At 67.1% G+C, this 24,454-nt stretch carries 17 protein-coding genes and 7 pseudogenes; 10 read left to right on the top strand and 14 right to left on the bottom strand.

Annotation, left to right across the window (positions count from 1 at the left end):
* Positions 1-167 precede the first annotated feature (167 nt).
* Positions 168-1,285, bottom strand: a pseudogene (locus ACFPIH_RS37620) (IS3 family transposase); the annotation flags it as partial.
* Positions 1,286-1,499: 214 nt separating this feature from the next.
* Positions 1,500-1,664: pseudogene (locus ACFPIH_RS37615) on the bottom strand (IS3 family transposase); the annotation flags it as partial.
* Between the two features lie 474 nt (positions 1,665-2,138).
* Between ACFPIH_RS37615 and ACFPIH_RS37610 the strand changes: the two are divergent.
* From ACFPIH_RS37610 to ACFPIH_RS37590, 5 genes are all read left to right on the top strand, one after another.
* Positions 2,139-4,046: an N-acetylmuramoyl-L-alanine amidase gene (locus tag ACFPIH_RS37610; RefSeq protein WP_381169097.1), complete on the top strand. Its 1,908-nt coding sequence runs from the start codon at positions 2,139-2,141 to the stop codon at positions 4,044-4,046.
* A gap of 86 nt (positions 4,047-4,132) precedes the next feature.
* Positions 4,133-4,417 carry a transposase gene (locus tag ACFPIH_RS37605; protein WP_381169095.1) on the top strand — a complete coding sequence of 95 codons (285 nt, stop codon included), beginning with the start codon at positions 4,133-4,135 and terminating at the stop codon, positions 4,415-4,417.
* 11 nt (positions 4,418-4,428) lie between these two features.
* Complete coding sequence (locus tag ACFPIH_RS37600) at positions 4,429-4,788, top strand: IS3 family transposase (protein ID WP_381169093.1); 360 nt, start codon at positions 4,429-4,431, stop codon at positions 4,786-4,788.
* On the top strand, positions 4,785-5,087 hold the full coding sequence (locus ACFPIH_RS37595) for a DDE-type integrase/transposase/recombinase (RefSeq protein ID WP_381169222.1): 303 nt from the start codon (positions 4,785-4,787) through the stop codon (positions 5,085-5,087). Before ACFPIH_RS37600 ends, ACFPIH_RS37595 begins: the two co-directional genes overlap by 4 nt.
* Positions 5,030-5,632, top strand: coding sequence for a site-specific integrase (locus tag ACFPIH_RS37590; protein ID WP_381169220.1), 603 nt, complete (start codon positions 5,030-5,032; stop codon positions 5,630-5,632). The genes ACFPIH_RS37595 and ACFPIH_RS37590 overlap by 58 nt, the downstream gene beginning before the upstream one ends.
* Positions 5,633-6,052: 420 nt before the next feature.
* Here the strand turns inward: ACFPIH_RS37590 and ACFPIH_RS37585 are convergent.
* Both ACFPIH_RS37585 and ACFPIH_RS37580 read right to left on the bottom strand, forming a co-directional pair.
* Positions 6,053-6,369: pseudogene (locus ACFPIH_RS37585) on the bottom strand (IS5/IS1182 family transposase); the annotation flags it as partial.
* Positions 6,370-6,532: 163 nt separating this feature from the next.
* Entirely contained in the window at positions 6,533-7,084 is a 552-nt protein-coding gene (locus tag ACFPIH_RS37580; protein WP_215167286.1) for a Uma2 family endonuclease, read from the bottom strand.
* Between the two features lie 295 nt (positions 7,085-7,379).
* On the opposite strand from ACFPIH_RS37580, the pseudogene ACFPIH_RS56535 reads away from it, so the two are divergent.
* Positions 7,380-7,550: pseudogene (locus ACFPIH_RS56535) on the top strand (IS701 family transposase); the annotation flags it as partial.
* Positions 7,551-7,617: 67 nt separating this feature from the next.
* On the opposite strand, the gene ACFPIH_RS37570 reads toward ACFPIH_RS56535, so the two are convergent.
* The 4 genes and pseudogenes from ACFPIH_RS37570 to ccrA all read right to left on the bottom strand — a co-directional run bounded on the left by ACFPIH_RS37570 (position 7,618) and on the right by ccrA (position 13,443).
* A complete protein-coding gene (locus ACFPIH_RS37570) occupies positions 7,618-8,664 on the bottom strand; it encodes an integrase core domain-containing protein (RefSeq protein WP_381169218.1) in 1,047 nt (348 codons plus the stop codon).
* Between the two features lie 102 nt (positions 8,665-8,766).
* Positions 8,767-8,874 (bottom strand): annotated as a pseudogene (locus ACFPIH_RS37565) (mismatch-specific DNA-glycosylase); the annotation flags it as partial.
* Complete coding sequence (gene purB, locus ACFPIH_RS37560; RefSeq protein WP_381169091.1) at positions 8,871-10,313, bottom strand: adenylosuccinate lyase; 1,443 nt, start codon at positions 10,311-10,313, stop codon at positions 8,871-8,873. The gene purB and the pseudogene ACFPIH_RS37565, both read right to left, overlap by 4 nt.
* Positions 10,314-12,120: 1,807 nt before the next feature.
* On the bottom strand, positions 12,121-13,443 hold the full coding sequence (gene ccrA / locus ACFPIH_RS37555) for a crotonyl-CoA carboxylase/reductase (RefSeq protein ID WP_381169089.1): 1,323 nt from the start codon (positions 13,441-13,443) through the stop codon (positions 12,121-12,123).
* 551 nt (positions 13,444-13,994) lie between these two features.
* Between ccrA and ACFPIH_RS37550 the strand changes: the two are divergent.
* A pseudogene (locus tag ACFPIH_RS37550) lies at positions 13,995-14,655 on the top strand (transposase); the annotation flags it as partial.
* A 174-nt stretch (positions 14,656-14,829) separates the two neighbouring features.
* On the opposite strand, the gene ACFPIH_RS37545 reads toward ACFPIH_RS37550, so the two are convergent.
* From ACFPIH_RS37545 to ACFPIH_RS37535, 3 genes are all read right to left on the bottom strand, one after another.
* The gene (locus ACFPIH_RS37545) at positions 14,830-15,372 is read right to left on the bottom strand and encodes an Ig-like domain-containing protein (protein ID WP_381169087.1); all 543 of its coding nucleotides are present in this window, start codon (positions 15,370-15,372) and stop codon (positions 14,830-14,832) included.
* Positions 15,373-15,462: 90 nt separating this feature from the next.
* Entirely contained in the window at positions 15,463-16,518 is a 1,056-nt protein-coding gene (locus tag ACFPIH_RS37540; protein ID WP_381169085.1) for an IPT/TIG domain-containing protein, read from the bottom strand.
* A 207-nt stretch (positions 16,519-16,725) separates the two neighbouring features.
* Positions 16,726-17,469 (bottom strand): IPT/TIG domain-containing protein, encoded by a 744-nt coding sequence (locus ACFPIH_RS37535; protein ID WP_381169083.1) that lies wholly within the window; start codon positions 17,467-17,469, stop codon positions 16,726-16,728.
* A 673-nt stretch (positions 17,470-18,142) separates the two neighbouring features.
* Between ACFPIH_RS37535 and ACFPIH_RS37530 the strand changes: the two genes are divergently transcribed.
* The gene (locus ACFPIH_RS37530) at positions 18,143-19,459 is read left to right on the top strand and encodes an ice-binding family protein (protein WP_381169081.1); all 1,317 of its coding nucleotides are present in this window, start codon (positions 18,143-18,145) and stop codon (positions 19,457-19,459) included.
* Here ACFPIH_RS37530 and ACFPIH_RS37525 read toward each other — a convergent pair.
* Both ACFPIH_RS37525 and ACFPIH_RS56530 read right to left on the bottom strand, forming a co-directional pair.
* Positions 19,443-19,757: a hypothetical protein gene (locus ACFPIH_RS37525; RefSeq protein ID WP_381169080.1), complete on the bottom strand. Its 315-nt coding sequence runs from the start codon at positions 19,755-19,757 to the stop codon at positions 19,443-19,445. The genes ACFPIH_RS37530 and ACFPIH_RS37525 overlap by 17 nt on opposite strands.
* A gap of 40 nt (positions 19,758-19,797) precedes the next feature.
* Positions 19,798-20,861, bottom strand: a protein-coding gene (locus ACFPIH_RS56530; RefSeq protein WP_465270384.1) for an IS630 family transposase whose coding sequence is annotated in 2 segments (ribosomal slippage) — positions 19,798-20,415 and positions 20,418-20,861 — 1,062 coding nt in all. Because the reading frame shifts where the segments join, the coding sequence is not laid out codon by codon here.
* Between the two features lie 349 nt (positions 20,862-21,210).
* Here ACFPIH_RS56530 and ACFPIH_RS37510 point away from each other — a divergent pair.
* Together ACFPIH_RS37510 and ACFPIH_RS37505 are read left to right on the top strand one after the other, a co-directional pair.
* A complete protein-coding gene (locus ACFPIH_RS37510; protein WP_381169076.1) occupies positions 21,211-22,227 on the top strand; it encodes an alpha/beta hydrolase in 1,017 nt (338 codons plus the stop codon).
* Between the two features lie 91 nt (positions 22,228-22,318).
* Positions 22,319-23,560 (top strand): glycosyltransferase, encoded by a 1,242-nt coding sequence (locus tag ACFPIH_RS37505; protein WP_381169074.1) that lies wholly within the window; start codon positions 22,319-22,321, stop codon positions 23,558-23,560.
* 315 nt (positions 23,561-23,875) lie between these two features.
* On the opposite strand, the pseudogene ACFPIH_RS37500 reads toward ACFPIH_RS37505, so the two are convergent.
* A pseudogene (locus tag ACFPIH_RS37500) lies at positions 23,876-24,303 on the bottom strand (transposase); the annotation flags it as partial.
* Between the last annotated feature and the right edge of the window lie 151 nt (positions 24,304-24,454).

Raw genomic sequence — 24,454 nt, 5'->3', positions numbered from 1 at the left:
ACAAGGATCCGTTGCAGGTCCAGGAGCCGTTTTCCGTCCTGGTACTGGATGGAAGGGTTGGTGCGGTTGACGTCCAGTAATTGGGCCAGGAACGTCACGGTGAACCGCCCCGGGTTCGGTAGAGATCTCGGACTGTCCCGAGTTGGGTGGAGCCGAGTCACTTGGTTTCACGCTACCGGTGGGGGGCGGAGTTCGTACTCCACAGGGCTGAGCATGCCCAGCGCAGAGTGCCTGCGCTGTCGGTTGTGGAAGATCTCCAGGTACTCGAAGAGGGCGGTGGACAGCTCCAGCCGGGTCCGCCACCGTCCGCGGTTGAGGAGTTCGACCTGGACCCGTGCCCAGAAGGACTCCATCATCGCGTTATCCACGCAGTCCCTGATGGAGCCCATCGAGGGCAGCAGGCCAGACGCTCGCGCCCGCTCGGTGAACGCCCAGGACCCGAACTGCACGCCGTGATCGGGGTGGATGACGATGCCACCCGGCTGCGGGGAGCGGTTGCGGATGGCCATGGCGAGGGCATTGGTGGTCGGCGCCGCAGTGGCAGAGGCGTCGATCGACCAGCCCACCACCCGCCGGGAGAACGTGTCCAGGACGACCGCGCAGTACACCTTGCCCTCAAAGGTGGGGTGCTCGGTGATGGCGGTGACCCACAGCTGATCCCGGGCATGGCGGGTGAAGTTCCGCTCCACCAGGTCCGCAACCGAGGGGGTGACGTGTTTCGTGCGAGGCCGTCGGTTGCCGGGCAGGCCGTGCAGGCCGGCGCGCTGCATCAGCAGCTCCACGGTGCCGTGGCTGACATGGATGCTCAGGCCCAGTCCGAGCTCCGCGTGCACCCGACGGGAGCCGTAGGTGCCGCGCGAGGCCGTGTGGATGCCGTGGATCGCCTCGGTTAACCAGGCGTGTTTGACCTGGCGGTTCGACGGTGGCCGGTCCTGCCAGGCGTAGTACCCGGACTCCGCGACATGCAGCACCCGACAGGCCAACTGCACCGGCAGGTGCTCGCGGGCCATCACACGGATGGCTTCGAACCGCCTTTTGGGGACGTCACCTCACCCAGCAGCTCGGCAGCCCGGCGATGGATGGCCAACTCGGCCTCCAGCTCGGCGATGCGCTTGCGGGCCGCACCCAACTCGGACAGGTCGCTGCTGGTCGTTCCGGGCAACTGCCCCGTATCGATGAGGTGTTGGCGGCGCCAGACATAGATCGTCTGGTCGCTGATGCCGAGGAGCCGGGCGACTTCGGCGACCTTCCTTCCGGATGCGACGAGATCGAGAAGGGGAGACCGTCGCCTTCACGGTGGCCGCGGACCAGCCGACGATCCGGCAGGAGAAGGTGTCCACGAAGAAGGCAATGTAGACAACACCGGCCCAGGTCTTCACGTGGGTGAAGTCCGCGACCCGGCAGCGGTTCGGGGCCTTGGCGACGAAGTCGCGCTCCAGGCGGTCGGGAGCCCGTTCGACTTGTCCGCCGGGGAGTGTGGTGATCACCTTCTTGCCGCGGACGGCGCCGGTTATGCCGAGTTCGCGCATGAGGCGCTCGACGGTGCAGCGGGCCACGGCATGTCCCTGCCGGTTCAGTTCGCGCCAGATCTTCCGGGCCCCGTAGACACGGTAGTTGGACGTGTGGACCTCTTGGATGCGCTCTTTGAGTTCCTCGTCGCGCACGGAACGGGCGGAGGGAGCTTCGAGGCGTTTCTTGTGGGCGTAGTACGTGGAAGGGGCGATCTTGCAGTCGTGCTCGGTGAGTGTTCTGCAGATCGGCTCGACGCCGCCGAAGCGGTCCCGGTGCTCTGAACCGCCCCCATCTTGCTGCTCGTTGTAGGACCACGTAACATCATTGCGTCGTCAAGCAAATCCCTGGGGCATCCGTCTCCACGGGGCGCCTTCGTCATGGGCCGGCGGCCCGCACGGCAACGTGGCCGGTGCGGGCTCCTCACGCCCTGATCCACGACGACGGCCCTCCGGCGCCAGTGACGCCGGCCGGGTCGCGCGCATTGGAACAGGTTTGGCATGGATGACCGGTCGGACAGTGCGACCGGCGATCGAGGCCTCCGACATGCGCGAAATCCCTGGTGGCCACCTGGTCAGCGCAGTGCTCGACGACTCTCCACTTCTGAGCTCCCGTAAAGGATCAGCATCTTGCACAAGAGGAAGACACGGCGGCGTGTGACGCTCGCCATCGCGATCGGTGCGGTGGCCGCAGGCGGCCTCGCCGTCCTGCCGATCACCGCGCTGGCCGACACAACGAGCGATACCGCAGGCGCCGTGAGCAGCGCCCGGCAGCAGGACTTCGCCTCGGCCGCGGCGGAGTACCACGTCCCGCCGAGCGTACTGCTCGGCCTGGCGTACCAGGAGTCGGCCTGGGAGTCGCACGGCGCGCAGGCCAGCGCCGACGGCGGCTACGGGCCCATGCACCTCACCGACGTGACCCCGGCCATGATGGCCTCGGGCGGCGCGGGCGCCGTCGGCCGCAGCGATCTGAAGTCGATGGCCGCGGACCCGGCACTGCACACCCTGCAGGCGGCCGCGAAACTGACCGGCCTGTCCGAGAACGCGCTGCGCAAGGACCCTGCGGCGAACATCCGCGGTGGCGCGGCCCTGCTGGCCTCGTACCAGAAGCAGGTGGTCGGCAGCGTGCCGACGGACGCAGCCCAGTGGTACGGCGCCGTCGCCCGCTACAGCCAGTCGACGCAGAAGCAGGACGCGGCGGGCTTCGCCAACCGCGTCTACGCCACCATCCGCGGCGGCGCCGGCGTCACCACCAAGGACCGCCAGCGGGTCCGGCTCGACGCCACCCCCTCGGTGAACCCCGCCACCGCCCAGGTGGACCGGCTGCACTTGAAGGCCGCTGCGGCCACCGACACCGAGTGCCCGCCGGCCGTGCCGTGCACCTTCGTACCCGGCTCCCCGGCCGGCATGCAGGTGTCGAACCGCCCCGCCAACGGCATCAAGATCGACACCATCGTCATCCACGACCTGGAGACTGTGTACGACTCCGGCGTGGCCGTTCTCGCCAACCCGACGAACACCGTGTCGACCAACTACGTCATGCGGTCCTCGGACGGCGCCGTGACGCAGATGGTGGCCACGAAGGACATCGCGTTCCAGGCGGGCAACTACTCCTCGAACCTGCACTCGATCGGCATCGAGCACGAGGGCTACGCCGCGCACGGCGCCACCTGGTACACCGAGGCCCAGTATGAGTCCACGGCCCACCTCGTGCAGTACCTGGCCAACCGGTTCGACATACCACTGGACCGCCAGCACATCCTGGGTCACGACAACGTCGCCGGGCCGAGCCTGGCCGGTGTCCGCGCGCAGCACTGGGACCCGGGACCCAGCTGGGACTGGGACCACTTCATGCGCCTGCTCGGCGCACCGCTCAGCGGCCTGCCCGGCAAGGCGCCCGTGGGCTCGGCCGTGACCATCGACCCCGTCTTCGACACCAACCTGCAGACCGTCCAGGTGTGCCCGATCGACGACCCGACCGGTGCGACGACCGCGTGCACGGACCGGCAGCAGGCGTCGAACTTCGTCTTCCTGCGCACCGCGCCTGACGCGTCCGCCCCGCTCTTCGGCGACCAGGCGATCCACGGCACGGCCGCGGGCACGGACAAGATCAGCGATTGGGGCAGCACCGCGCAGACCGGCCAGCAGTTCGTCGTCGCCGACCAGCAGGACGACTGGACGGCGATCTGGTTCAGCGGCGCGAAGGTGTGGTTCTACAACCCGAACGGCCAGAACACCAAGCAGGCCTACGGCGTGACCATCATCTCCGCCGCGGGCAGCGCCCCGGTAGCCGTCTACGGGTCGAGCTACCCGGACGCGTCGGAGTACCCAGCCGGCCTGGGTGCCTCGACGCAGGCCCCGATCAGCGGGTACAGCCTCCCCTCGGGCCAGGCGTACGTCGCAACCCGGCCGCCGAACGCGACGGTGGACTACTTCAAGTCCAGCGGGACGGTCGTCACGGGCGCGAAGACGCAGTACACGATCCAGTACAACCACCGAGTAGCGCTGGTGTACTCGGGCGACGTTACGGCGACTTAGAAATGGGCGACGGCGATAGTGAACCTTCCCCTTGATCGTGGACACCTGGAGACTGGGACTTGAGGTTCCAGAGGAAGTAGCACCAGGTGGGAAGCAAGTACACGAAGCGGTACACCGAAGAGTTCAAGCGGGACGCGATCGCGCTCGTCGACTCCTCGGGCAAGACGGTCACGGCGGTCGCCCGGGAACTCGGCATCAGCTCCGAGTCCCTGCGCGGCTGGTACCGCAAGGCGAAGGCGGACCAGGGCGAAGGCGCCCCCGGCGAAGTGAGCGGTGCCGAGCGCGAGGAGCTCAAGCGGCTGCGGCGGGAGAACCGCGAGCAGCAGCAGACGATCGAGATCCTGAAAAAAGCGACCGCCTTCTTCGCGTAGGACAACGACCGGTGAGCGAGTTGTGCCGGTTCATCCATGCGGAGAAGGCGAACCGCCCGATCGTTCTGTTGTGCCGGGTGCTGCACATCGCCCGCTCCTCCTACTACGTGTGGCGCGATGGCGAGGCCGCCCGCCATGCCCGGCAGGCCGCCGACGACGCGCTCGCGCACGAGATCACGGTGCTGCACGTCGCCTCCCGCCGCACCTACGGTGTCCCGCGCATCCACGCCGAACTGAGGCGTCTGGGGCGGCGGGTGAACCGCAAGCGCATCGCCCGCGTGATGCGCGAGCGCGACATCCGAGGCGTCACCCGGCGCAAGCGCCGCTCGTTGACCCGGCCCGAAAGAAGGCGAAGCCGGCCCCTGACCTGATCGGCCGCGACTTCCACGCCGAGCGGCCCGGGATCAAGCTGGTCGGCGAAATCACCTACCTGCCCACTGCCGAGGGCTGGCTCTACCTCGCCTGCTGGCTGGACCTGGCCACCCGCGAGGTCGTCGGTTACGCCACGGCTGATCACCACCGCGCCGAACTGGTCGTGGAAGCCCTCGACATGGCCTACGGCCGAGGGAACCTGGAGCCCGACTGCGTGATCCACAGTGACCGCGGCAGCGAATATTCATCGCTGGCATCGAGCGCGACCGGCTGTACGCGCCTCTCCTGCTCTCGCTGATGGGCTTCCGGCCGGCCGAGGTCGTCGGCCTGCGCTGGACCGATCTCGATCTGAAGCTGGCCACCCTGGAGATGGTCAACACCCGAACGATAATCGGCAACGTCCAGGTGCTGGAGAAGGACGCCAAGACCGCGGCCGGCGAACGCGTCCTGCCGCTGCCTGGCCCCGTGCTGGACGCGCTGAAGAAGTTCCGGGCGCGCCGGGCGCGGGAGAAGGTGGCGGCGGGGGAGGGGTACACCGAGTCGGGTTACGTCGTCGTCGACCCGCTCGGGGTGCCGAGGAACACCCGGCATCTGCGCGAGCATGCGTACCGGCTGATGCGCGAGCTGGAGATGCGGCAGGTCCGCTTGTACGACGCCAGGCACAGTTGCTTGTCATACCTCGCGAACAATGGGGTGCCGGATCACATCCTCGCGGCGTGGGCCGGACACACCAATGCACGTTTCACGAAACGGAAGTATGTGCACGTCGACGTCGAGGATATGCGGGCCGCGGCGACGGCTTGGGACGGCTTCCACGGGGGAGATCAAAAAGGCCCCATGTGAGAGATGATCTCTCGGTTGATCTCCAAAAGGGCAGTTGACCAGCAAGTATCCAAAGTGACGTAGAACCATGCTCCGAGCATAAGCCGCGTATACGGCGGTCTCGACTCGTCTATGTCGTCCTTGAAATCCCCGGTCAGTCGCCGTCCGTCTCTCTCGCGGCATCACGTCTGTGAGACGTGTGTGAGACGGAATGGCCCCGGCTCGGTGACGCAAACACCGGCCAGGGCCTGAGTCCGAACACCTGAACCGACCAGGAATCAGACCTATGACGAACCGTACCCGTCGCCCTGCCCACTCTCGACCGCGGATTGCGGTCAGGACTGTGACGGTGCCTTCTAGGCCAAGGCCCTATCGGGACACGAGCAACTAGCCAGAGTACGAGTCAGGCCACGGCCGAAACGACACGCCATCATCCTCGCAGCCCGAGTAGTTCTTCCGGTTCTGTGTCCCGGTGCGCCGCCGGGTGCGGATCAGCGTGCCGTCCAGCAAGACCACCCCGCCACCCTTCCGGGCGATCTTCTTCAGGGCCCGCTCCAGGCGCGGGCGGCTAACAGGCCCACGACCTCTCTGACCCACCGGGTCACGGTGGTGCGGTGTATCCCGTTGCCGCCGGCCAGGTCGCCCGGCCGCTGGTCACAGCGCAGCACCGCCAGCACGATGGCGGCGATCTTCCCTGCGGGCAGGGCCCGCCACCGCGAGCCGATCTTCTTGCGGTGGCCGTGTATCAGGTCGGCGAGCCGGGCCGGGCCGTCGGCGGCCCGCACGATCGCCAGGATCTTGCGGTAGTCAGCGGGCATGGGCCGAACGCCGACTCCCTCCGCCGTGCCGGGCTTGGGCAGCGGCAAGCGGTCAGGGTCAGGATTCCTGGACGACCTCGTTCCTGCCTCGGGCCGCATCCTCTCAGTGGGCGTCGGTCTCCGGCTCGGGTCGGGGGAGCTCGTCGAGGTCGAGGGTGAAGGTGCGGCCGTCGGCGAGGGGGATGGGGAGTTTGCCGGTGCCGTATGCGTGGGTGTGTGCCGCGATGTAGCCGGATCCGGTGGGCTGGGTGTGCAGGACGACTTCCTGTGCGTAGGGGTCCACGATCAGGTAGATCGGGATCCCGTAGCGGCCGTACTTGGCGGTGCAGTCGTCGTAGTCCTTGCGTGCGGAGGAGGTCGAAACGACCTCGGAGATCAGCAGGACGTCCTCGAAGCTGTAGCGCTTGCCCTCCTTGCGCGCGTCCTCGCGCAGGATGGCGAGGTCGGGGGCGGAGTTCTCGTCGGCGGGGAAGTCGATGTAGACGTCGGAGGTGACCTTCGCGTGACGGCCGAGAGCGAGAGAGTCGATCTGCATCGACCTGATGGTGCTGGAGTGCTCTTCGCTCTGCGGGGTCATGATCACCTTTCCGTCGGCCCCGAATAGGACCGTGTACCCCTTGGGGAACTCGGTGTGCATGATCGAGTCCACGCTCATGGAGGGCTCCTTCCCGTGTGTCGTCATGATACGGCGGACAGATCCGCCCCACGGGTGGACTTCCGTGGCGTGCGACGCACCACAGGGGGAACCGTCCGCACGAGCGGACGCTGCGACGCGGGGCGTGCGCTGGGCGCCCGTAAGTGTTCGGACCCAGCAGGTGGCGTTGGGTGACGTCAGGGGCGACGAGCGCCATCCGGGGTGGCCACGGCGTGGCCGGACGCCTTTCGACGGTGCAGTGCGAGATACCGGCGTCTGGTACGACGCATGCGGTCTGATCAGGAACAACGGCATCTGGCGGCATGAGTCGTCACCAAGGCCGGCCGAACTGGATGAGCACCAGGTCCGCCGCTACCCCGCGTGGGTCCGCGCGATGCCGGCCCACGCCTTCCTCGCCGTCGTCCGCGCCGACGAACACGCACACCGAACCACGCCGGACGACCTGATCCCGTTGTCCTGCAACGAGAAGCTGCCGCCTGTTCACCGCGCTCGTCGTCCGACCCTGTCCTTGCCGAGAATCTCGTCCGTGCAGGTCAGGCAGCATGCTGGTACTCGTGGAGGGTGCCGCCGGGGCGGTCGCGTCGTTGTATGTCGAGGTGGGCGATGGCGTCCGGGTCGGTGATCGGCGGTGGCAGGGGGTGCAGTGGGCGGGCGTCTGCGATGCCTTGGTGGGGCCGGTGGGAGTTGTAGGGCTGTTCGAACTCGCGCAGGGCGTGGAGCAGGTGGCGCTGGTTCCGGACCAGGGTGCGGTCCAGCAGTTCGCGTCGGCAGGTCTGCACCCGGCGTTCCATGAGCGCGTTCATCCGCGGCATCCGGATCCCGCTGAGTACGACCTCGATCCCCGCATCCTCAAGGACGGTGTCGAACAGGGCGGGGTACTTCCCGTCGTGGTCGCGGATCATGAACCGGGACCGGCAGTCGGCATTCTCGAGATCCATGACGAGGTTCCTGGCGGCCTGTGCCACCCAGGAGGCGGTCGGGTGCGCCGTGGCGCCCAGGATGCGGATGCGCCGGCCGGCGTGCCCGATCACCGCGAACACGTACAGTCGCGCCCCGGACAGGGTGACCGCTTCGAAGAAGTCGCAGGCCGGCAGGGCATCGGCCTGGGAGCGCAGGAAGTCCGTCCAGGTGGTTACGGCGCGTTCGGGTGCCGGGCCGGTCCCGGTCTCCTTGAGGATTTCCCATACGGTGGAGGCGGCCACCTGCACGCCCACAACCAGCAGCTCGCCGTGGATGCGCCGGTAGCCCCAGCCGGGATTCTCCCGCGCCAGACGCAGCACGAGAACGCGGTTCGAGCGCACGGTACGCGGCCGACCCGCACGCTTGGGCCGGGAACGGGCCGCGTGGCGGCGCGAGACCAGGTCACGGTACCGGTGCAGCACAGTGTCCGGGCGCACCAGCAGCCGTGCCCGGCGCAGCACACCGCGCCGCAGCACACCGCGCGGGAGCCGGTGCAGCAGCGCGACCAGGAACACCCGGTCACTCGGGGCGAACCGCACCCGATCCCGGCCGACCTGGCGTTCCAGCACCGCCGAGACCGGGGGAGTAGAGGGCGTGTATGCGAACGTGACACCGGGAATGGAGTTGCGGATCGCGGAAACGCTCACCGTTTCCCAATCCTTTCCCAGTTGATCTTTCGAATCGTGTTCCTGTGCAGGTCAACGCTGTATTTCTAGATGTCGGTTGATACCGCAGAACAGCACGCGCAGACCGCCCGCGACGACGTCCGGCACCAGACGGTCACGGGCGGCTTCCAGCTCCGCCTGGGTGAAGCGTGCGACGGGGGTCAGAGGATCGCTTCGGGGGTGTAACCGGCCGCCTCCGGCCGCTGCTTCACGATCTCCTCCACCCGGCCGACGACCGTCGCCACCTGCGCCGCCGCCGCGCCGGTGAAGGACAGCTTGTCGGCCATCAGCGCGTCCAGCTGGGCGCGGTCGAGCGGCAGCCGCTCATCCGCCGCCAGCTTGTCCAGCAGTTCGTTGCGCTCCACACCCTGCTCACGCATCGCCAGCGCCGAGGCGACGGCGTTCTCCTTGATCGCCTCGTGCGCGACCTCGCGGCCCACGCCCGCGCGCACCGCGCCCATCAGCACCTTGGTGGTGGCCAGGAACGGCAGGTAGCGGTCCAGCTCACGGGCCACGACGGCCGGGAAGGCACCGAACTCGTCGAGCACGGTCAGGAACGTCTCCAGCAGGCCGTCGAGCGCGAAGAACGCGTCGGGGAGGGCCACCCGGCGCACCACCGAGCAGGACACGTCCCCCTCGTTCCACTGGTCGCCCGCCAGCTCGCCGGTCATCGACGCGTAGCCGCGCAGGATGACCATCAGCCCGTTGACGCGCTCACAGGACCGCGTGTTCATCTTGTGCGGCATCGCGGAGGAGCCGACCTGGCCGGGCTTGAAGCCCTCGGTCACCAGCTCGTGCCCGGCCATCAGCCGGATCGTCTTCGCCAGCGAGGACGGCGCCGCCGCCAGCTGCACCAGCGCGGTGACGACCTCGTAGTCCAGCGAGCGCGGGTAGACCTGCCCGACCGAGGTGAACGCCTGCGAGAAGCCCAGGTGGACGGCGATCCGCTGCTCCAGCTCGGCGAGCTTGCCGGCGTCGCCGCCCAGCAGGTCCAGCATGTCCTGCGCCGTGCCGACCGGCCCCTTGATGCCGCGCAGCGGATAGCGGCCCAGCAGCTCCTCGACCCGGCCGTACGCCACCAGCAGCTCGTCGGCGGCGGTCGCGAACCGCTTGCCGAGGGTGGTGGCCTGCGCGGCCACGTTGTGCGAACGGCCGGCCATGACCAGCTCGCCGTACTCACCGGCCAGCTTGGCGAGGCGCGCCAGCACGGCCACCGTACGGTCGCGCACCAGCTCCAGCGAGAGCCGGATCTGCAACTGCTCGACGTTCTCGGTCAGGTCCCGGGAGGTCATGCCCTTGTGGACCTGCTCATGCCCGGCGAGGTCGTTGAACTCCTCGATCCGGGCCTTCACATCGTGCCGCGTGACCTTCTCGCGCTCCGCGATCGACGCCAGGTCGACGGTGTCGAGAACACGCTCGTAGTCGGCGATCGCCGCGTCCGGCACCTCGATCCCGAGGTCCTTCTGGGCCCGCAGCACGGCAAGCCAGAGCTGACGCTCCAACTTCACCTTCTGCTCGGGCGACCAGAGAGTGGCAAGCTCGACGGAGGCGTACCGTCCGGCGAGAACGTTCGGGATACGGGGCTTGGCGGGAGCAGAAGTCACGTGTACGGAGTTTACCGGGCGTCCATACAGGCTCCGAACCGTCCACGTGATGTAGGAACGTACAGGTCAGGGGCTCCTTGGTCATTCTCGCCACATCACGTGCGTGCGAAGCGTGAAGGACGACGGCCCTGTCGGATGGACTGCTACAGCCCCTGGGGACGCCTGGCCCTGAGCCCGCTGGGCCAGGATGCAGACGTACGCGAAGGCGTATCACCCGGGCCTGAGCTCTTCCGCGGGCACCAGGCAGGTGTTCGGCGGGCGTCCGAGATCTCGTCATCAAGTCCGTCGGCGACGAGCAGCTCGTCGCCGACGCGCTGGGCCATGCATCGAAGGGCGGCTGGCGGTCACGCCGAGCCGGTTGTCACAGGGGGCCGCGGCTGTGCCACTCACTCCCGTGTCACGTCGCTGAATCGGCAGGAAGCCCGCACCTCGGCGCTGTCTCCGCGCCGACTGGCGACGGCGTTTCCATGGCACCCTCTGCGGCACGGCGCGGGGTGCGGAGAGTCGCTGAAGTCTTCGCGACTTGGTCGTCGGTAGGTCCAGCTGCTGGGAGCGCCAAGTGGCGCGTGGATGTCACTGTCGGTGACGCGTGACAAGGGCGGCGACGTTGCGCGGGTAGCGCCGGACGGGAAGCCGGGCGGGCTCGTTGCGGGCGCCGCAAGGCGTGGGCTGCCCTTCGTTTCTCCCCAGATTCTCCCCAGCGCCCGCTGACGCCCAAAAGACCTGGTCAGGGGCTCGCCGGAAACAGGGAGAGGAGAACACCCGCATACAAACTGACGCAAACCACCCCCGTCAAGCCGATCGCGAAGGGGTATCCGAAGCTCCACCGAGCCCATCTGACCTGCGGTGATGCGGTAATCACCGATTCTGACCTGCGCAGATATTCCTTTCGGACACTTTCGGGATCGTGCCGCGTTGCACAGGCGATTCTCCCCAGGAGGGATGTCGGACGACAGCCGTTGAGCGTGATCTTGAGTGCCCACCGGTTGGGTGTTCCGGTCACGTTTCGTGAGGGATAGGGGAACGGAGGATACCGGTGCACAGAAGGGTCCCAGGGGGACTCCCGCTGCCGACATCCACTCCTTCAGCGCTATGCAGGGTGAGGGGGTGCGGTGTGGGCTGGGGCTCGTGCATCGGTGCTCCGCCTTGAACGAACGGCAGCGCGTACTTCTGGAGCGGCTCGCGGCCGGTGAGGAGTCTGGAGCCTGAGCGCCGGGGGAGTGGCGCTCGACCTACGCCCTGCGCGGCCGCAGCCTGCTGACGGTCAGCAAGAGCGGTGGGGATCTCCACGTGGAGGTCACCGAGGCAGGCAGGTTCTACCTTCAGCATGGTCGTTATCCCGACGATCCGGCGTCTGCTGACGACGGCGTTCAGGTGTCTGCCGGGCCTTCGGCGCCGGCGAAGGGTGGAGCACGGCGCGAGGCGGCGGGTCGAAAGCGCAGTCCGACGCCGTACGGTGGGCGGCGCGTCGCGCGTGCTCGACGGGCGAGGGCCCAGGAGTTGCGAGGAACAACTCCAGCCCACGTGTCCCCGAAGCGGACCTTCGCGGTTCACCGCTGACCGGTCCCCGCAGTACGACATCGCACGGGTCGTAACGACCGTCCAGGGGAGTCCAGTTGATCCAGGACGAGGGCTTGACGCCAGATCAGGGCCGGACGAGGTATGCGAATGGCCGCATGGCCGACCAGCTCGGTGGATGACGCCGCTCCGCGCGTCATCGGACTCGCCCGTCTCTGAGGCGGGCTATGAGATCGGTGGCGGTCTCGATGACAAGCCGGGGCAGGGCTCACCCCATGACAGGTCGAGCTCACCTGCGGAACAGGCGCAACCGCTCCTCACCCACCCGAGCCCGAGCCTGCGGGTCAGTCACCCCAAGCCCTGGACGGGGTGCCAGGCACAGCACACCGACCTTGCCGATGTGCTGATTGGTCTGCACGCTCCTGGCTGCCGCCCCGACCTCCTCCAGGCGATACGTCTTCGACAGGGCCGGAACTACATGCCCCATCGCGATGAGCCGGTTGGCCTCCCACTGCTCGTGGAAGTTCGCGCCGTGACTGCCGATGATCCGCTTCAGCCGCATCCATAGATACCGGTTGTCATAGGTATGGTCATACCCAGTGCTCGACCCGCAGGTAATGATGGTCCCCCCTCGTCTGGCCAGGAAGACAGACGCCGGGAAGGTCTTCGAACCGACGTGTTCAAACACGATGTGAGGGTCCTCGCCGACCAGTTCGCGGATCGCCCTCCCCATCTTTTTCCACCCCTCGGCACGCTGCAGGAGCATGTCATCTCCGCCAAGGATCTCGGCACGGTTGATGACGGCATCGCAACCCAGTGACCTGAGCAGGCTCGCCTTTTCCTCAGAGTTCACCACACCGACCGGAATGCCGCCGCCGTTGCGTACCAGCTGGACGGCGTAGGAGCCCAGACCACCGGTCGCGCCCCAGACCAGCACGATGTCCCCCTGCTTCATCCGCGCACCGCGCTCGCTGACCAGCATGCGATAAGCAGTGCTGGCACACAGCGGGTTGACCGCCGCTTCCTCCCAAGTCAGAGCCGGAGGCTTCGGCATCAGCTGGCTCGCCCGAACCAACGCGTAGTGAGCCAGACCGCCGAAGTTCGTCTCGAACCCCCACGCCTTCTGCCCCTGACCCAGCATGCCGTCGCGATGCGTGTCGGGATCCTGCTCATCGACATAAGCCGGTGAGATGGAAACATGATCACCGACCTTCCATTTACGCACGGAAGATCCCGTACGGACGATGACGCCCGAAGCGTCGGAACCGACGATGTGGTACGGCAGATCGTGCCGCTCCTCCCACCCCCCCATCTTCCCCATCTCCTTGAGGAACTGGAAGCTGGGCAGTGGCTCGAACATCGCCGTCCAGACCGTGTTGTAGTTGATCGCACTCGCCATCACCGCGATCAAAGCCTCGTCTGGAGCAAGCTCGGGCATCGGCACGTTCTCGACGAACAGAGACTTGCGCACGTCCTTGTCCTCGACGCCCTCGAACATATCGACATCGCTGGCTCGCACAGCTGCCGCCGGGAAGCTGGCCGGAAGAGGAAGCAACGCGAGATCCGCTGCATCCGCACCAGCGATGACTGCTTCGGACAGGGGCGAATTCATAGTGACTCCGTTTCTCGTTCATATCTGGCGACTGTTCCAAGAGAAACGCTGATCCGTTGCTACGCAACCGCACATCACTGCGCAGCCCGCGCTGAGAAACACCGTTCCGCCCACCGGCCGCCCCCGCCCAGAGCAGACTCACCGCCTTCCACGACGCGCCATGACACCCGTTGATTGCGGAGACAGCAACGGAATATGCCAAGGCCATACGACCCGGACCCGGCGACGGTCACCTTCAACACCGGTGCCCCGAGCGGGTGGGCGCACCCGGCGTCCAAATCCTTATGCACGCTCCGCCACACGAGTGATTTTCTGTCCTGGCCCTGCCTGCCCTATTGCGCGTATGGATCACTGGCGATATCGGCAGTGCCCTTCCCCGGTCACGTTCATCGCGGTCCTGCAAAGGGGCCGCTGGCCTCCGGGCCCGGCATGACGGTGCCCCGTTGGTCCTGCGGCTGCTGAGGCCGATGAAACGGGTCCGAGGCCGTGGACGGTGGTGAACAAGTCGTCGCTGACCAGGGCCCGGCAGCGGTTGGGCCGTACGGTGAGGTGGGTTCCTGCACCAGTTCGTCGACTGGCTCGCGGTCACGGCCGGTGGCTGTCCTACTCGGTCGGCATGACCATCACCGATGCCGTCCGCGCCGCCGTCCTGAAGGTTCCGGCATCAGCCTGGACGCCGGCCATGAGCCGGACGGCGAGGTCCGCGACGGCGCCTGGGTCGCCGAACTCGACGGTGGCTGCCTCACCGGCTGGCCCCAGGTGATGCGGCTGATCGTCCGCAGAAAACGCCCGCACCCCGGAGCCCAGTTGCGCCTCACCGACGCCGACAGCATGCGCCTGAGCTGCTTGGCCACCGCTACCAAGAACGTCCCGATCGCTGCGCTCGAACTGCGCCACCGCCGGCGCGCCCGAGCCGAGGACCGTATCCGCGCCGCCCGCGTCACCGGCCTGCGCGACCCACCTTGCACGACACCGCCCAGAACCAGGTCTGGCGGAGACCGTCCAGATCGCTTTTGACCTGCCCGCGCCGCCTGGATGCCCATGCTCGCGCTGGCCGACACCGCCCGGTAGTGGCAACCCAAACGCCTGCGACTGCGACAGTTCTCCACCGCTGCCCAGTTGGTCACGACCACCGGCCGCCGCCGGGCCCTCCGGCTCGCGAAGCACTGGCCCTGGACCAACCTGGTCACCAGCGCCCCCGACGCGACTGCCGGGCCGTGGTCATGCCCGAAACCCACAGCACAGGCAGAAACAGCCCGCCAGATGAACTGGCGAGCTGTTATGAAAACCCGAGGTTGGTCCTTGCCGGCGGTGACCGTGAAGTGGACGTCATGTTGGTACAGGGTGTGGGTCACAGCCGACTCTCGGCTCGCCCCGTCAGGAGAGTCAGTGCACTTCGATGTTGTTGTTGATGTCACCGACCGTGAAACCGATCAGGCCGCAAACGAGGAAGCAGAACCCGTTCGCCGGTGGCGTAGGGGTTACGGGTACCGCTGAGACCACGACGGTGGTCGTGTTGCTCGAAGCGAAGCAGTTGTCGTTTCCGTTGTATGCGGCCGTGATCGTGTGAGTGCCGGTGGTGGTGAAGGCGGTCGTGTGCCCCGCTTGTCCGTTGGCGCTGACGGGCACGGTGTTCAGGATGTCGCCCCCGTCGAAGAACGTCACGCCGAGACCTCCGCCGGGGGCAGCGTCACAGGTCACGGTCGCGGTCAGTGTCACGGGTACCCCGACGTTCGCTGCCGGGGGTGATGCTGTGACTGTCGTTGTCGAGTTGACGGCTGCCGCTGCCGGCGAAGCGAGGCCCACTACGGCGGCCAGCGCCAGGATGGTACCGGTCTTCCACAGTCTTCGGTCTTGCCAACGTCTCACGGTTTCGGCTCCTTGATCGGTCAGGGCGAATGTCTGCCATGACTGGTCGGGGAGCGTCACGCTACGCCGCAGGTTCTCGCATTCCGGGGAGGCTTGGGCCTGGGCAACCCGCTTGGGTCAGAGGCACGGCGGGGCGGGGAGCACGGTTTTCTAGATCATGGGAGCGGCGACACGTGTGTAGGTGAGGGAGTTGCTGGTGCCGCCGATCGTGGTCACGTTGACGGAAACGGGGCCGGGTGCCCCCGCTGAGGCGGTCGCGGTAACCGTGGTGTCGGACAGCACGTTGAAGGCCGCGGGTGCGGCGCCGAAGTGGACGGCGGTCGTGGTGGCCAGGCCGCTGCCGGTGAGAGTGACGCCGGCTCCGGCGTCGGTGGGCCCCTGCGTGGGGGTGAGGGAGCCGAGGACCGGTGAAGTCACGTAGGTGTAGATGACGGAGTTGCTGATGCCGCCCGGGCCGGTGCTGGTCACGGCGACGGAGCCCGCTCCTGCGGGGGCGACGGCGGTGATCTGGGTGGGGGAGTTGACGGTGTAGCTGGTGGCGGGTGTGCTGCCGAAGGTGACTGCCGTGGCCCCGGTGAGGTCGGCCCCGGTGAGGATGACGGTGGTACCGCCCGAGGACGGTCCCTGGCTCGGCGACACGGTGGTGACGGTGGGCGCGTTGACGTAGAAGAAGTAGACGGGACCGGTCGTACCGCCGGGCGTGGTGACGGTGATGGGCACGGCGCTTGTTCCTGCGGGGGCGACGGCGGTGATCTGGGTGGGGGAGTTGACGGTGTAGCTGGTGGCGGGTGTGCTGCCGAAGGTGACTGCCGTGGCCCCGGTGAGGCCGGTCCCGGTGAGGATGACGGTCGTGCCGCCCGAGGACGGTCCCTGGCTCGGCGACGCGGCGGTCAGGGAGGGCTGTGCCGCGTAGGTATAGGGGACCGAGTTGCTGGTTCCGCCAGGCGTTTTGACAGTCACGGCAACGGTGCTGGTTCCGGACGGGGCTACAGCGGTGATCTGCGTCGAGGAGCTGACCGTGTAGCCGAGGGCCGTTTTGGTGCCGAACATGACGGCGGTGATTCCGACGAAACCCGTGCCGTTCAGGACGACGTTGTTGTTGCCTGCCGCAGGGCCCGTACCGGGTACGACCGAGGTGAGAACGGGAACGGCGGCGATGACGACAGTGGGCCGGACTGCTCCCGCCGCGGGTGCGCTGTCTTTCACGGTGTCTCCGTAGAGTGTCGGGCGGGCCGGGGAGGGCCGAAGAGAGAGCTGACGGGTTGCCCTGCCTCTGCCTCTGGGGCGGGCAGTGGGCCCCCGGCCCGGGTGGGGTTCCGGGCCGGGGGCGGCTTGGAGACGGACGGGCCCTGGCAGGCTGCCACGTCCGCTCCGGACGGGCCGGCCGCTGAGAGGCCGGCCGCTGAGGGACGGTCAGATGCCGGGACCGGCGATGTAGGTGAACGCGTCCGCGAGGATGGCGGTGCCTGCGTCGTTGGTCACGGCGACGTCGACGGGACCGCCGGTACCGGGAGGCGTGACGGCCGACACCGAGGTGTCGGAGATCACGGTGAACGGTGCCGGGTTGCCGTCGAAGGTGACCTGGTTGGTGCTGGTGAAGCCGGTGCCGGTCAGGGTCACCGCGGTGCCGCCGGACTCCGGTCCCTCTGCCGGGACGACCGCCGTCACCGTCGGGGCGGCGACGTAGGTGTACGAGAGCCCGTTGTTGCTGCCGCCGGCCGTGGTGACGCTGACGCTGACCGAGCCGGCCGCGCCGGCCGGTGCGACGACCGTGAGCCGGCTGTCGGACACCACCGTCGGCACCGCGGTGTTGGCGCCGAAGGAGACGCTGGTGGCACTGGAGAATCCGGTGCCGTTGATGGTGACCGTGTCGCCGCCCGCGGTCGACCCGAAGGACGGGCTGAGGGACTGCTTGAACGGCGCCCCGACGTAGTAGAACGGGATCGGGTTGCTCGTTCCTCCCGGGGTGGTCACGGTGACGCCGACCGCTCCGGTGCCGGAGGGGGAGACCGCGGTGACCGTGGTGGGTGAGACGTTGGTGACGGAGGTGGCGAGTCGCGTACCGAAGCGCACCGTGGTGGTGCCGCTGAGGTTGCTGCCGGTGATGCTGACGAGTGTGCCGCCGCCGCTGGATCCTTGGTTCGGGCTGATAGGCATGAGTGTTCCTCCTCGCCCGGCATGCGGTACATTGCCGAGCAGTGATGGGGCGTTCGGTCCGCTTACGTCCCGAATGAGGGCTAGCCGGCTCTTGTGTCCACTGGCCAAGTGGCATCTCGATGGCCTTGCGCCGATGCCCGGTCGACGGTCTGCAGCCGTCGGCGCTGTGCGCAGGGCTGTCGAGAATCACAGCCCGTCAGGCGTCAGTTGCTGCCTGATCAGGGGGCTTGCCCGTGTCTGTTTGCGGACTCGAATGCCGCTGATACGGACACGAGAATCAACCCAGCAGAGCGGCAGGCCGACAAGGCTTTCGTCGCAGAATCAGCTGTTCAGGTGAGCGCCACGGTGTGAAACCGGGCGCGACAGCAGCGCATTGATGAAGGTCTGCTCATATGTCAATTCGTTGCAGATCCGAGATTGCTGGGTTGGCGAATCTACGGCCCCACATGAACGGCCGCGCTCTGGCGCGCAATCAGTCGCCGCGCGGCGCACAGTGTTGGCTGGATTCACGCCGGCAAACACACCCCTCATTCGAGTGACATATGCTCTCCGCCCTTGCCGCGTCCCGTGACCAGTGGGCTACTTCGAAGAGGGGAACCACTGCGGTCATCGGAGCAAGGGCCAGCCAAAGACGCAGCCTGCCGATCGGCCGATGGACTCAGGGAGCGTCCACATGGCGGTCATACCGAATCAGGGATCCACGGGTGGGGGCGACGCGGTGACCCTCACCGGCAGTCATTTCACCGGCACCTCCGGTGTGCTCTACGGCTCCCGCCATGCTGCGAGTTTCATAGTGCTCAGCGACACCACCACCGCCACGGTCACCCCCTCCGGCCACGGCGCCGTCCCGGTCTCGGTCACCACCCCCGGTGGAACGGGTGTCGTCGGAAGTTTCTACTACCTGCCGCCGCCCGCCTTCCGCCTCACTCCGCCTCCTGCCGGCCCGTTGGGCGGTGGCAATACCGTGCTCCTCACCGGGCTCGGCCTCTACACCACGTACGAGGTCCTGCTGGGTACGCAGGCAGCCGCCTTCACCGTCGACTCCGACGGCCGACTCACTGTCACCGTCCCCGCGGCCGTCTCCGCAGGTCCGGTCACGATCACCGTACGAACCAGGGGCGGAACCGCCGGCGGAGTCGTCTACACCTACCTCAACTCGCCGTCCATCACTGTTCTCACCCCGGACAACGGGCCGGTGGACGGAGGCAATCTCGTCGTCATCACCGGAACCGCGTTCTCCTACACCACGGGCGTCACCTTCGGTGGCACGCCCGCCCTGTCCTGGCGGATCGCCTCCGACACGGAGATCCACGCCCTGCTCCCAGCGGGAGAACTCGGCCCGGTCGACGTCTCCGTCATCACCCTCGGCGGCACCACGACCGCTTCGGACGCGTACACCTATCTGGGACGCTTCGCGGTGCTGGGCGGCGCGGCGGTCACCAATACTGGCCCCTCCGAAGTCACCGGGGATCTCGGGGTGAGCCCGGGAGTGTCCGTCACCGGATTCCCGCCCGGTCAGGTGAACGGCACCATCCACATCACAGACGCTGATGCCCTTCAGGCTCACGCCGATCTCATCGACACCTACGACACCGCCGTCGCCCAGCTCTCTGACGCCGACATTTCCGGAGACCTCGGCGGCCTGACGTTGGCTCCCGGCGTCTACAACGCCTCCACGTCCCTCGCTCTCACCGGCACGCTCACCCTGGACGCCCAGGGCGACCGCAACGCCGAATGGGTTTTCCAAATCGGATCCACGTTGACCACGGCAACGGCCAGCCGCGTGCTCCTGATCAACGGCGCCACGGCCAGGAACGTGATCTGGCAAATCGGAAGCTCGGCCACTCTCGGCACCGACACCGCCTTCACGGGCAGGATCCTGGCCCTGACATCCATCACCGTGAACGCCGGCGTGACCATCCACGGACAGGCCCTGGCCATCAACGGATCGGTCACTCTCGACACCAACACGATCACCCGCCCCTGGTAATGACCGCGCCTGGCCAGGTGCCCGCCGCAGCCTCGCACTCGACGGGCGGGACGTGGCGGAAGGTATCCACGACGAACGCGACGGAGACGACCCCGCTCCAGGGGACGACGTGCGTGAAGTCGGCGACCCGGCAGCGGTTGGGGGGACGGGCGACGAAGTCGCGGTCCAGAAGGTCCGGGGCCCGCTCGGCGGCCGGATCGGCGATCCTTGTGATCGCCTTCCTGCCGCGGACGGCGCCGGTGTTACCGATCTCGTGTTCAGCTCGCGCCAGATCTTCCGGGGACCGTAGACACGGCAACTGGACGTGTAGACCTACTGACCTTGAATGCGTGATGTCGTCATGGTGGCTGGCGTCGGAGGCCGGTGCCGGTGAGGCAGCCGTCGAGGACGTCGTGGCGGTACTGGAGCTGGCGTAGGCCGCGTCGGACGGCAGTGATCAAGTCATCGGGGTCGGCGAAGGCACGGTTGGCCACGGTGGTGCGTCGTAGGACGGACCAGATGCCCTCGACCGGGTTGAGGCCGGGTGTGTGGGGCGGCAGTTGGAAGACAGTGAGCCAGTCGCGGTCGGCGATGTAGCGGCGCATGCCGGCGGTGAGGTGGGTGTTGAGGTTGTCCCAGACCAGCACGATCGGGCCGCCGAGCTGCTGGTGGGCGGTCTGGATCAGGTCGCGGTAGTCCTTCCAGGAGAAGCTTTTGCGTCCGTCGGGCCGGGCGTCTGGGCAGGGCCGGTAGATCAGCCGGGAGGGTTTGCCGGTCTTGTAGCAGGCCAGGGCGGCCACCGATAAGCGGCGGCGGGAGCGGCCCCGGACGCGGATCACGGGGGTGTGGCCGCGGCGGGACCAGGTGCGGGTGGTCGGCGGCGTCATCGAGAATCCGGCTTCGTCCTCGAAGACGAGCCAGGCGTCGAGCGCCGCCACGGTCCTTCCACCTGGGGCCAGGTCTCCTTCATCCAGCCGGCCACCACGCTCTCGTCCCGCTCGATCGCCCGCCGGGCGGGGACCTGGCAGCTCCAGCCGTGCCGCTTGAGCAGGGCGGCCACTCCTTGCACGGTGTAGCTCTTGTGGAAGCGGCGCCCGATCAGCGTCTTGATCCGCGACAGGGTCCACGTCTGGTCCGGCCACCCATGTGCCACCGGCCCCTTGGCCAGCTCACGCTCCAGCACGGCAAACAGTTGGTCACTGAGCAGCGGCAGCGACGCCGGGCCCTTCGAGGCCAAGGCTCTCGGCCCGTCCTGCGACCAAGCCTTGCGCCAACGCTGTACCGACCGGACGCCGACTCGCAGGTCGTGAGCGATGACCGTGTTCTCGTCGCCCTGCCTGAACCGCTCGGCTGCCTGCAACCGCAACTTCTCGCGGAAGGCCCGCCGTTCGTCGGTCAGCCCGCCCCCTTGCGCATACCTCATGCGGTCGGCATACCGCAGGGATCATGAGGCGTCAGCCCCTACGACACCACGCTTTGAAGGTCAGTAATGGCAATGTTTCTCTAAACGTGGCGCACTCGCAAGTATGCCTACAAGTCTGCACGTTTCAGAGTCTGACGGTGTGTCCTCTGGCGCTCAATGGACTATTTCGGCATGGTGTGTTCCGTGTGGATATTGTTACTGGGCTGCACAGGAGCAGAGGCAAGGCTCTTTTAGCTGTGCCGCCAGGAATCGAAATCGAGGCTCATATTTTTAGGACGCCAATGCGTCATGCCTGCTGTCGGCATCCTCCATTTCGGGCTACACCCTTCCTTAAGGAGTCCACCAGTCCATGTGGTCTGTCCTCGAACCCTTCGTCGGCCGTGCCCGGTCTACGAGTCAGTTCTCTCTCGTGTGTCTTGCGCTCGTTACCGCTCTCCTCGCAACCGAGGTGACCGCGGCAGCTGGAGAGGGCAACGACACGCCTGGAACCGCTGGAGCAGCAGCTCGTATCGTTGCCGTGAAAAAGGTCGATGCTCAAATGCAGGACCTGACGGTCAGCTCGCCCGTCATGGGTACTTCCATCCCTGTTCGCATCATTCTCCCCCAGGGCTGGGATAAGAAGCACCAAGCTACCTATCCAGTCCTTTACATGCTGCATGGCGGAGACGACGACTACACATCATGGACGCGTGAGACAGACCTCGAAGAACTGGCGAGGAAATCGAACATCCTCATTGTGATGCCCGACGGAGGAAGAGCCGGATACTACAGTGACTGGCACGCCGGTACATCGCGCTGGGAAACCTTCCACACCACCGAATTGGTACGCCTCATGGAGGAGGAATACCACGCCGGCCCCGCTCGGGCAATCATGGGGCTGTCCATGGGAGGCTTCGGCGCACTCAACTACGCGGCACACCACCAGGGGATGTTCCGTTATGTGGCGGCGATGAGCTCATACGTTGACCTCAACGACCCACTCGTGCGCTTGACGTTGGGTCTGGGATCCGACCGGGACGGCATCGACATCAATCAGGTCTGGGGCGATCCAGTCGACAACTTCGACGTCTGGCAGGCCCATAACCCCTCCGCCATGCCAGGCGCTTTCCGCGGAACGCAAGTCCATCTGTCCGCGGGCAACGGCACGCCCGGGCCGCTGGACCAGGGCCGGCCACTCGATGTCCTACTTGTCGGCGCGGTGGCCGAATCCGGGCTTCCGAAATCCATCCGGAAATTCGCATCAGCGCTTCGCTCGGAGGGAGTCAGGGCCACGACGCATCTCTACCGTCCGGGAACCCACTCCTGGCCCTACTGGCAGCGAGAGCTGCACAGTATCTGGCCCACGGTGATGAAATCACTCAGGTAACACGTACAAACGTGGCGCGCTACAGAGCCGGTTGTTGGTCACTCCATCACCGCCGGTGGCCACGGGCCGCGATTCGAGAGAGGCATGGGACATGGGCCGAACAGTGGTGATCTTCGCTGCGGGATCCCGCGGCGACGTTCAGCCCTGCCTGGCGCTGGGCAGAGCACTGACCGGTCAAGGTGACACGGTGCGGGTTCTCGCCAGCGTGCGCTATCAGCATCTGATCGCCGAGGCAGGGCTGGATTTCCATCCCCTTCCGGCCGACCCGGCTGAGATCATCGAATCCGCCGAGGGGCAAGAACTGCTCGCCAGCCGAAGCAACCCAGTGGCATTCGTCCGCAGCTTCAGCCGCGTCTTGCGGCCTCACATCACCTTGATCCTGGCACAGACGCAGTCCGGTGCGAAGGGAGCCGACCTGGTCCTGGCGCCCACTTTCAGCTTTCTCGGCGTCCACCTGAGCCAGTACCTCAACGTTCCGCACGCGATCATCCACTTTCAACCGAGCCAGCCCACAGGGACCTTCCCGCACCCGCTCGCACCGGCTGCCCGACTGCTGGGGCCCTTGGGTAACCGCCTCAGTTTCGACGCGGTCGACCTGGCATCCTGGATCATGTGCCGTCAGTTCATCAATCCCTGGCGCCGGGAGAACCTTGGCCTCCCGGCTCTGTCCTTGCTAGCCCCTTTCAGGCATGCTCGCCGCGCCCCCGTGTTGTGCGCATTCAGTCCCACCATCGTGCCGAGACCGTCCGACTGGGGCCCGAACGTCCACGTGACCGGCTACTGGCATCACCAGCAGCCGATGTGGGAACCACCGCGGGAACTTCTCGCCTTCCTGGCCGACGGCCCCCCGCCCGTCTATGTCGGATTCGGCAGCATGAAGACCAGCGACCCTGAGGAAACCGACAACATCGTAAGGGCGGCGCTGCGACGCGCAGGACTACGCGGAGTGCTAGCCGGAGATCCCGCCACCAGCGAAGACGACATCCTCGTGGTAGGCGACACCTCCCACCAATGGCTGTTCCCCAGGATGGCCGCAGTCGTCCACCACGGCGGGGCAGGCACCACAGCTTCAGCACTGCGAGCCGGAAGACCATCGTTGGTCTGCCCGTTCTTCGGCGACCAGGCTTACTGGGCCTCACGGGTACGCAAGCTCCGCGCCGGACCCGAACCACTGCCAGCCCGTGATCTCACAGTCATTGCGCTCGCCCAACGCCTGCGTGCCCTTACCAGGAACACTGTTCACGCTGAAGCCGCGCGTCAGCTCGGCGGGGCTCTGCAAGCCGAGGACGGCACGGCCCGAGCCTGCCACGTCCTCAACAAGTGCATGTCGTAGACAGTCACGAGCCGCTCCCCCCGGTCGCCTCGCCCAGCACGTCGGAGGCCGTCAGGGTCTGCCTTCAGTTGTGATCAAACCTGGGTCTCGGGCCCCGGGATGCCGCTCCGGTATGACGTTGGTGTGAGGCGTGCGCAACTCACCGGCGAGAGTGGAAGTTCATCGGGCCGTTCCTGCCGGTCGGCAGGTTCGGCGTACCCCGAGCCGCTACGTGAGCAGTTCGAGGGGGTGATCTGGGCGGGAAGCGGGCGTCTTGCAAGCCGGTTTCCTGTCCTGCCGCACTCGACCTCCCACCCGCCCTGGTCGAGTGGAATCTCAATGAGCGTGCCAAGCCGTCTGCGGGACCGGCGGGGTAGAGGTGAACAGCCCCTTGTCGCGCAGCATCGCCCAGAGCACATCGGTTTGGGCCGGTGGTTGTTGCCGGTGCGGCGGCCGGAGTCGCGGGGCACCGGGGCCAGGCCCGCGTGCGAGGCGAAGCGGTCGGCGTCCCGGTATCCAGAAAGGTCTCCGACAACGGCGACCAACTCGGCGCCCAGGATCGGGCCCATGCCAGGCAGGGACTCGATGATCTCGGCACGCTCGTCGAGGCGGAACGTCTCGCGGATCTCCCGGTCGTTGTTCTTGATCCGCTCGTCCAGGACAAGCAACTGGTCAGCCAGGTCGCGTGTCAGCTTCGCCGCCTGGGCCTCGCCGGGGCGAGCGGTCGTCTGAGGCAGGGCGGCCTCCACCGCCTTGGACGCAACCTTCGGGCAGGCCACGTTCTCGCAGTACAGACGGCGCACACTCAGGTCCATCCGGACCGGTCGGCCGCCGAGCGCGGCATCGGCGAGGTGCGCGCATAGCGGCTGTGGCACCACTCGCTCAGCGTGCCGCATCCCGTACACCCTGTGGAGT

The sequence above is a fragment of the Streptomyces vulcanius genome, assembly GCF_042653945.1.
Classification (GTDB): Bacteria; Actinomycetota; Actinomycetes; order Streptomycetales; family Streptomycetaceae; genus Streptomyces; species Streptomyces mangrovi.
This window is presented reverse-complemented; position numbering and strand designations above follow the sequence as displayed.

Excerpts from the sequence above, each read along its gene's own strand:
- ACFPIH_RS37580 (WP_215167286.1), bottom strand. The coding sequence starts at position 7,084 with ATGAGCGTGGACTCGATCATGCACACCGAGTTCCCCAAGGGGTACACG.
- ccrA (WP_381169089.1), bottom strand. The coding sequence starts at position 13,443 with ATGAATTCGCCCCTGTCCGAAGCAGTCATCGCTGGTGCGGATGCAGCG.
- ACFPIH_RS37535 (WP_381169083.1), bottom strand. The coding sequence starts at position 17,469 with ATGCCTATCAGCCCGAACCAAGGATCCAGCGGCGGCGGCACACTCGTC.
- ACFPIH_RS37530 (WP_381169081.1), top strand. The coding sequence starts at position 18,143 with ATGGCGGTCATACCGAATCAGGGATCCACGGGTGGGGGCGACGCGGTG.
- ACFPIH_RS37510 (WP_381169076.1), top strand. The coding sequence starts at position 21,211 with ATGTGGTCTGTCCTCGAACCCTTCGTCGGCCGTGCCCGGTCTACGAGT.
- ACFPIH_RS37505 (WP_381169074.1), top strand. The coding sequence starts at position 22,319 with ATGGGCCGAACAGTGGTGATCTTCGCTGCGGGATCCCGCGGCGACGTT.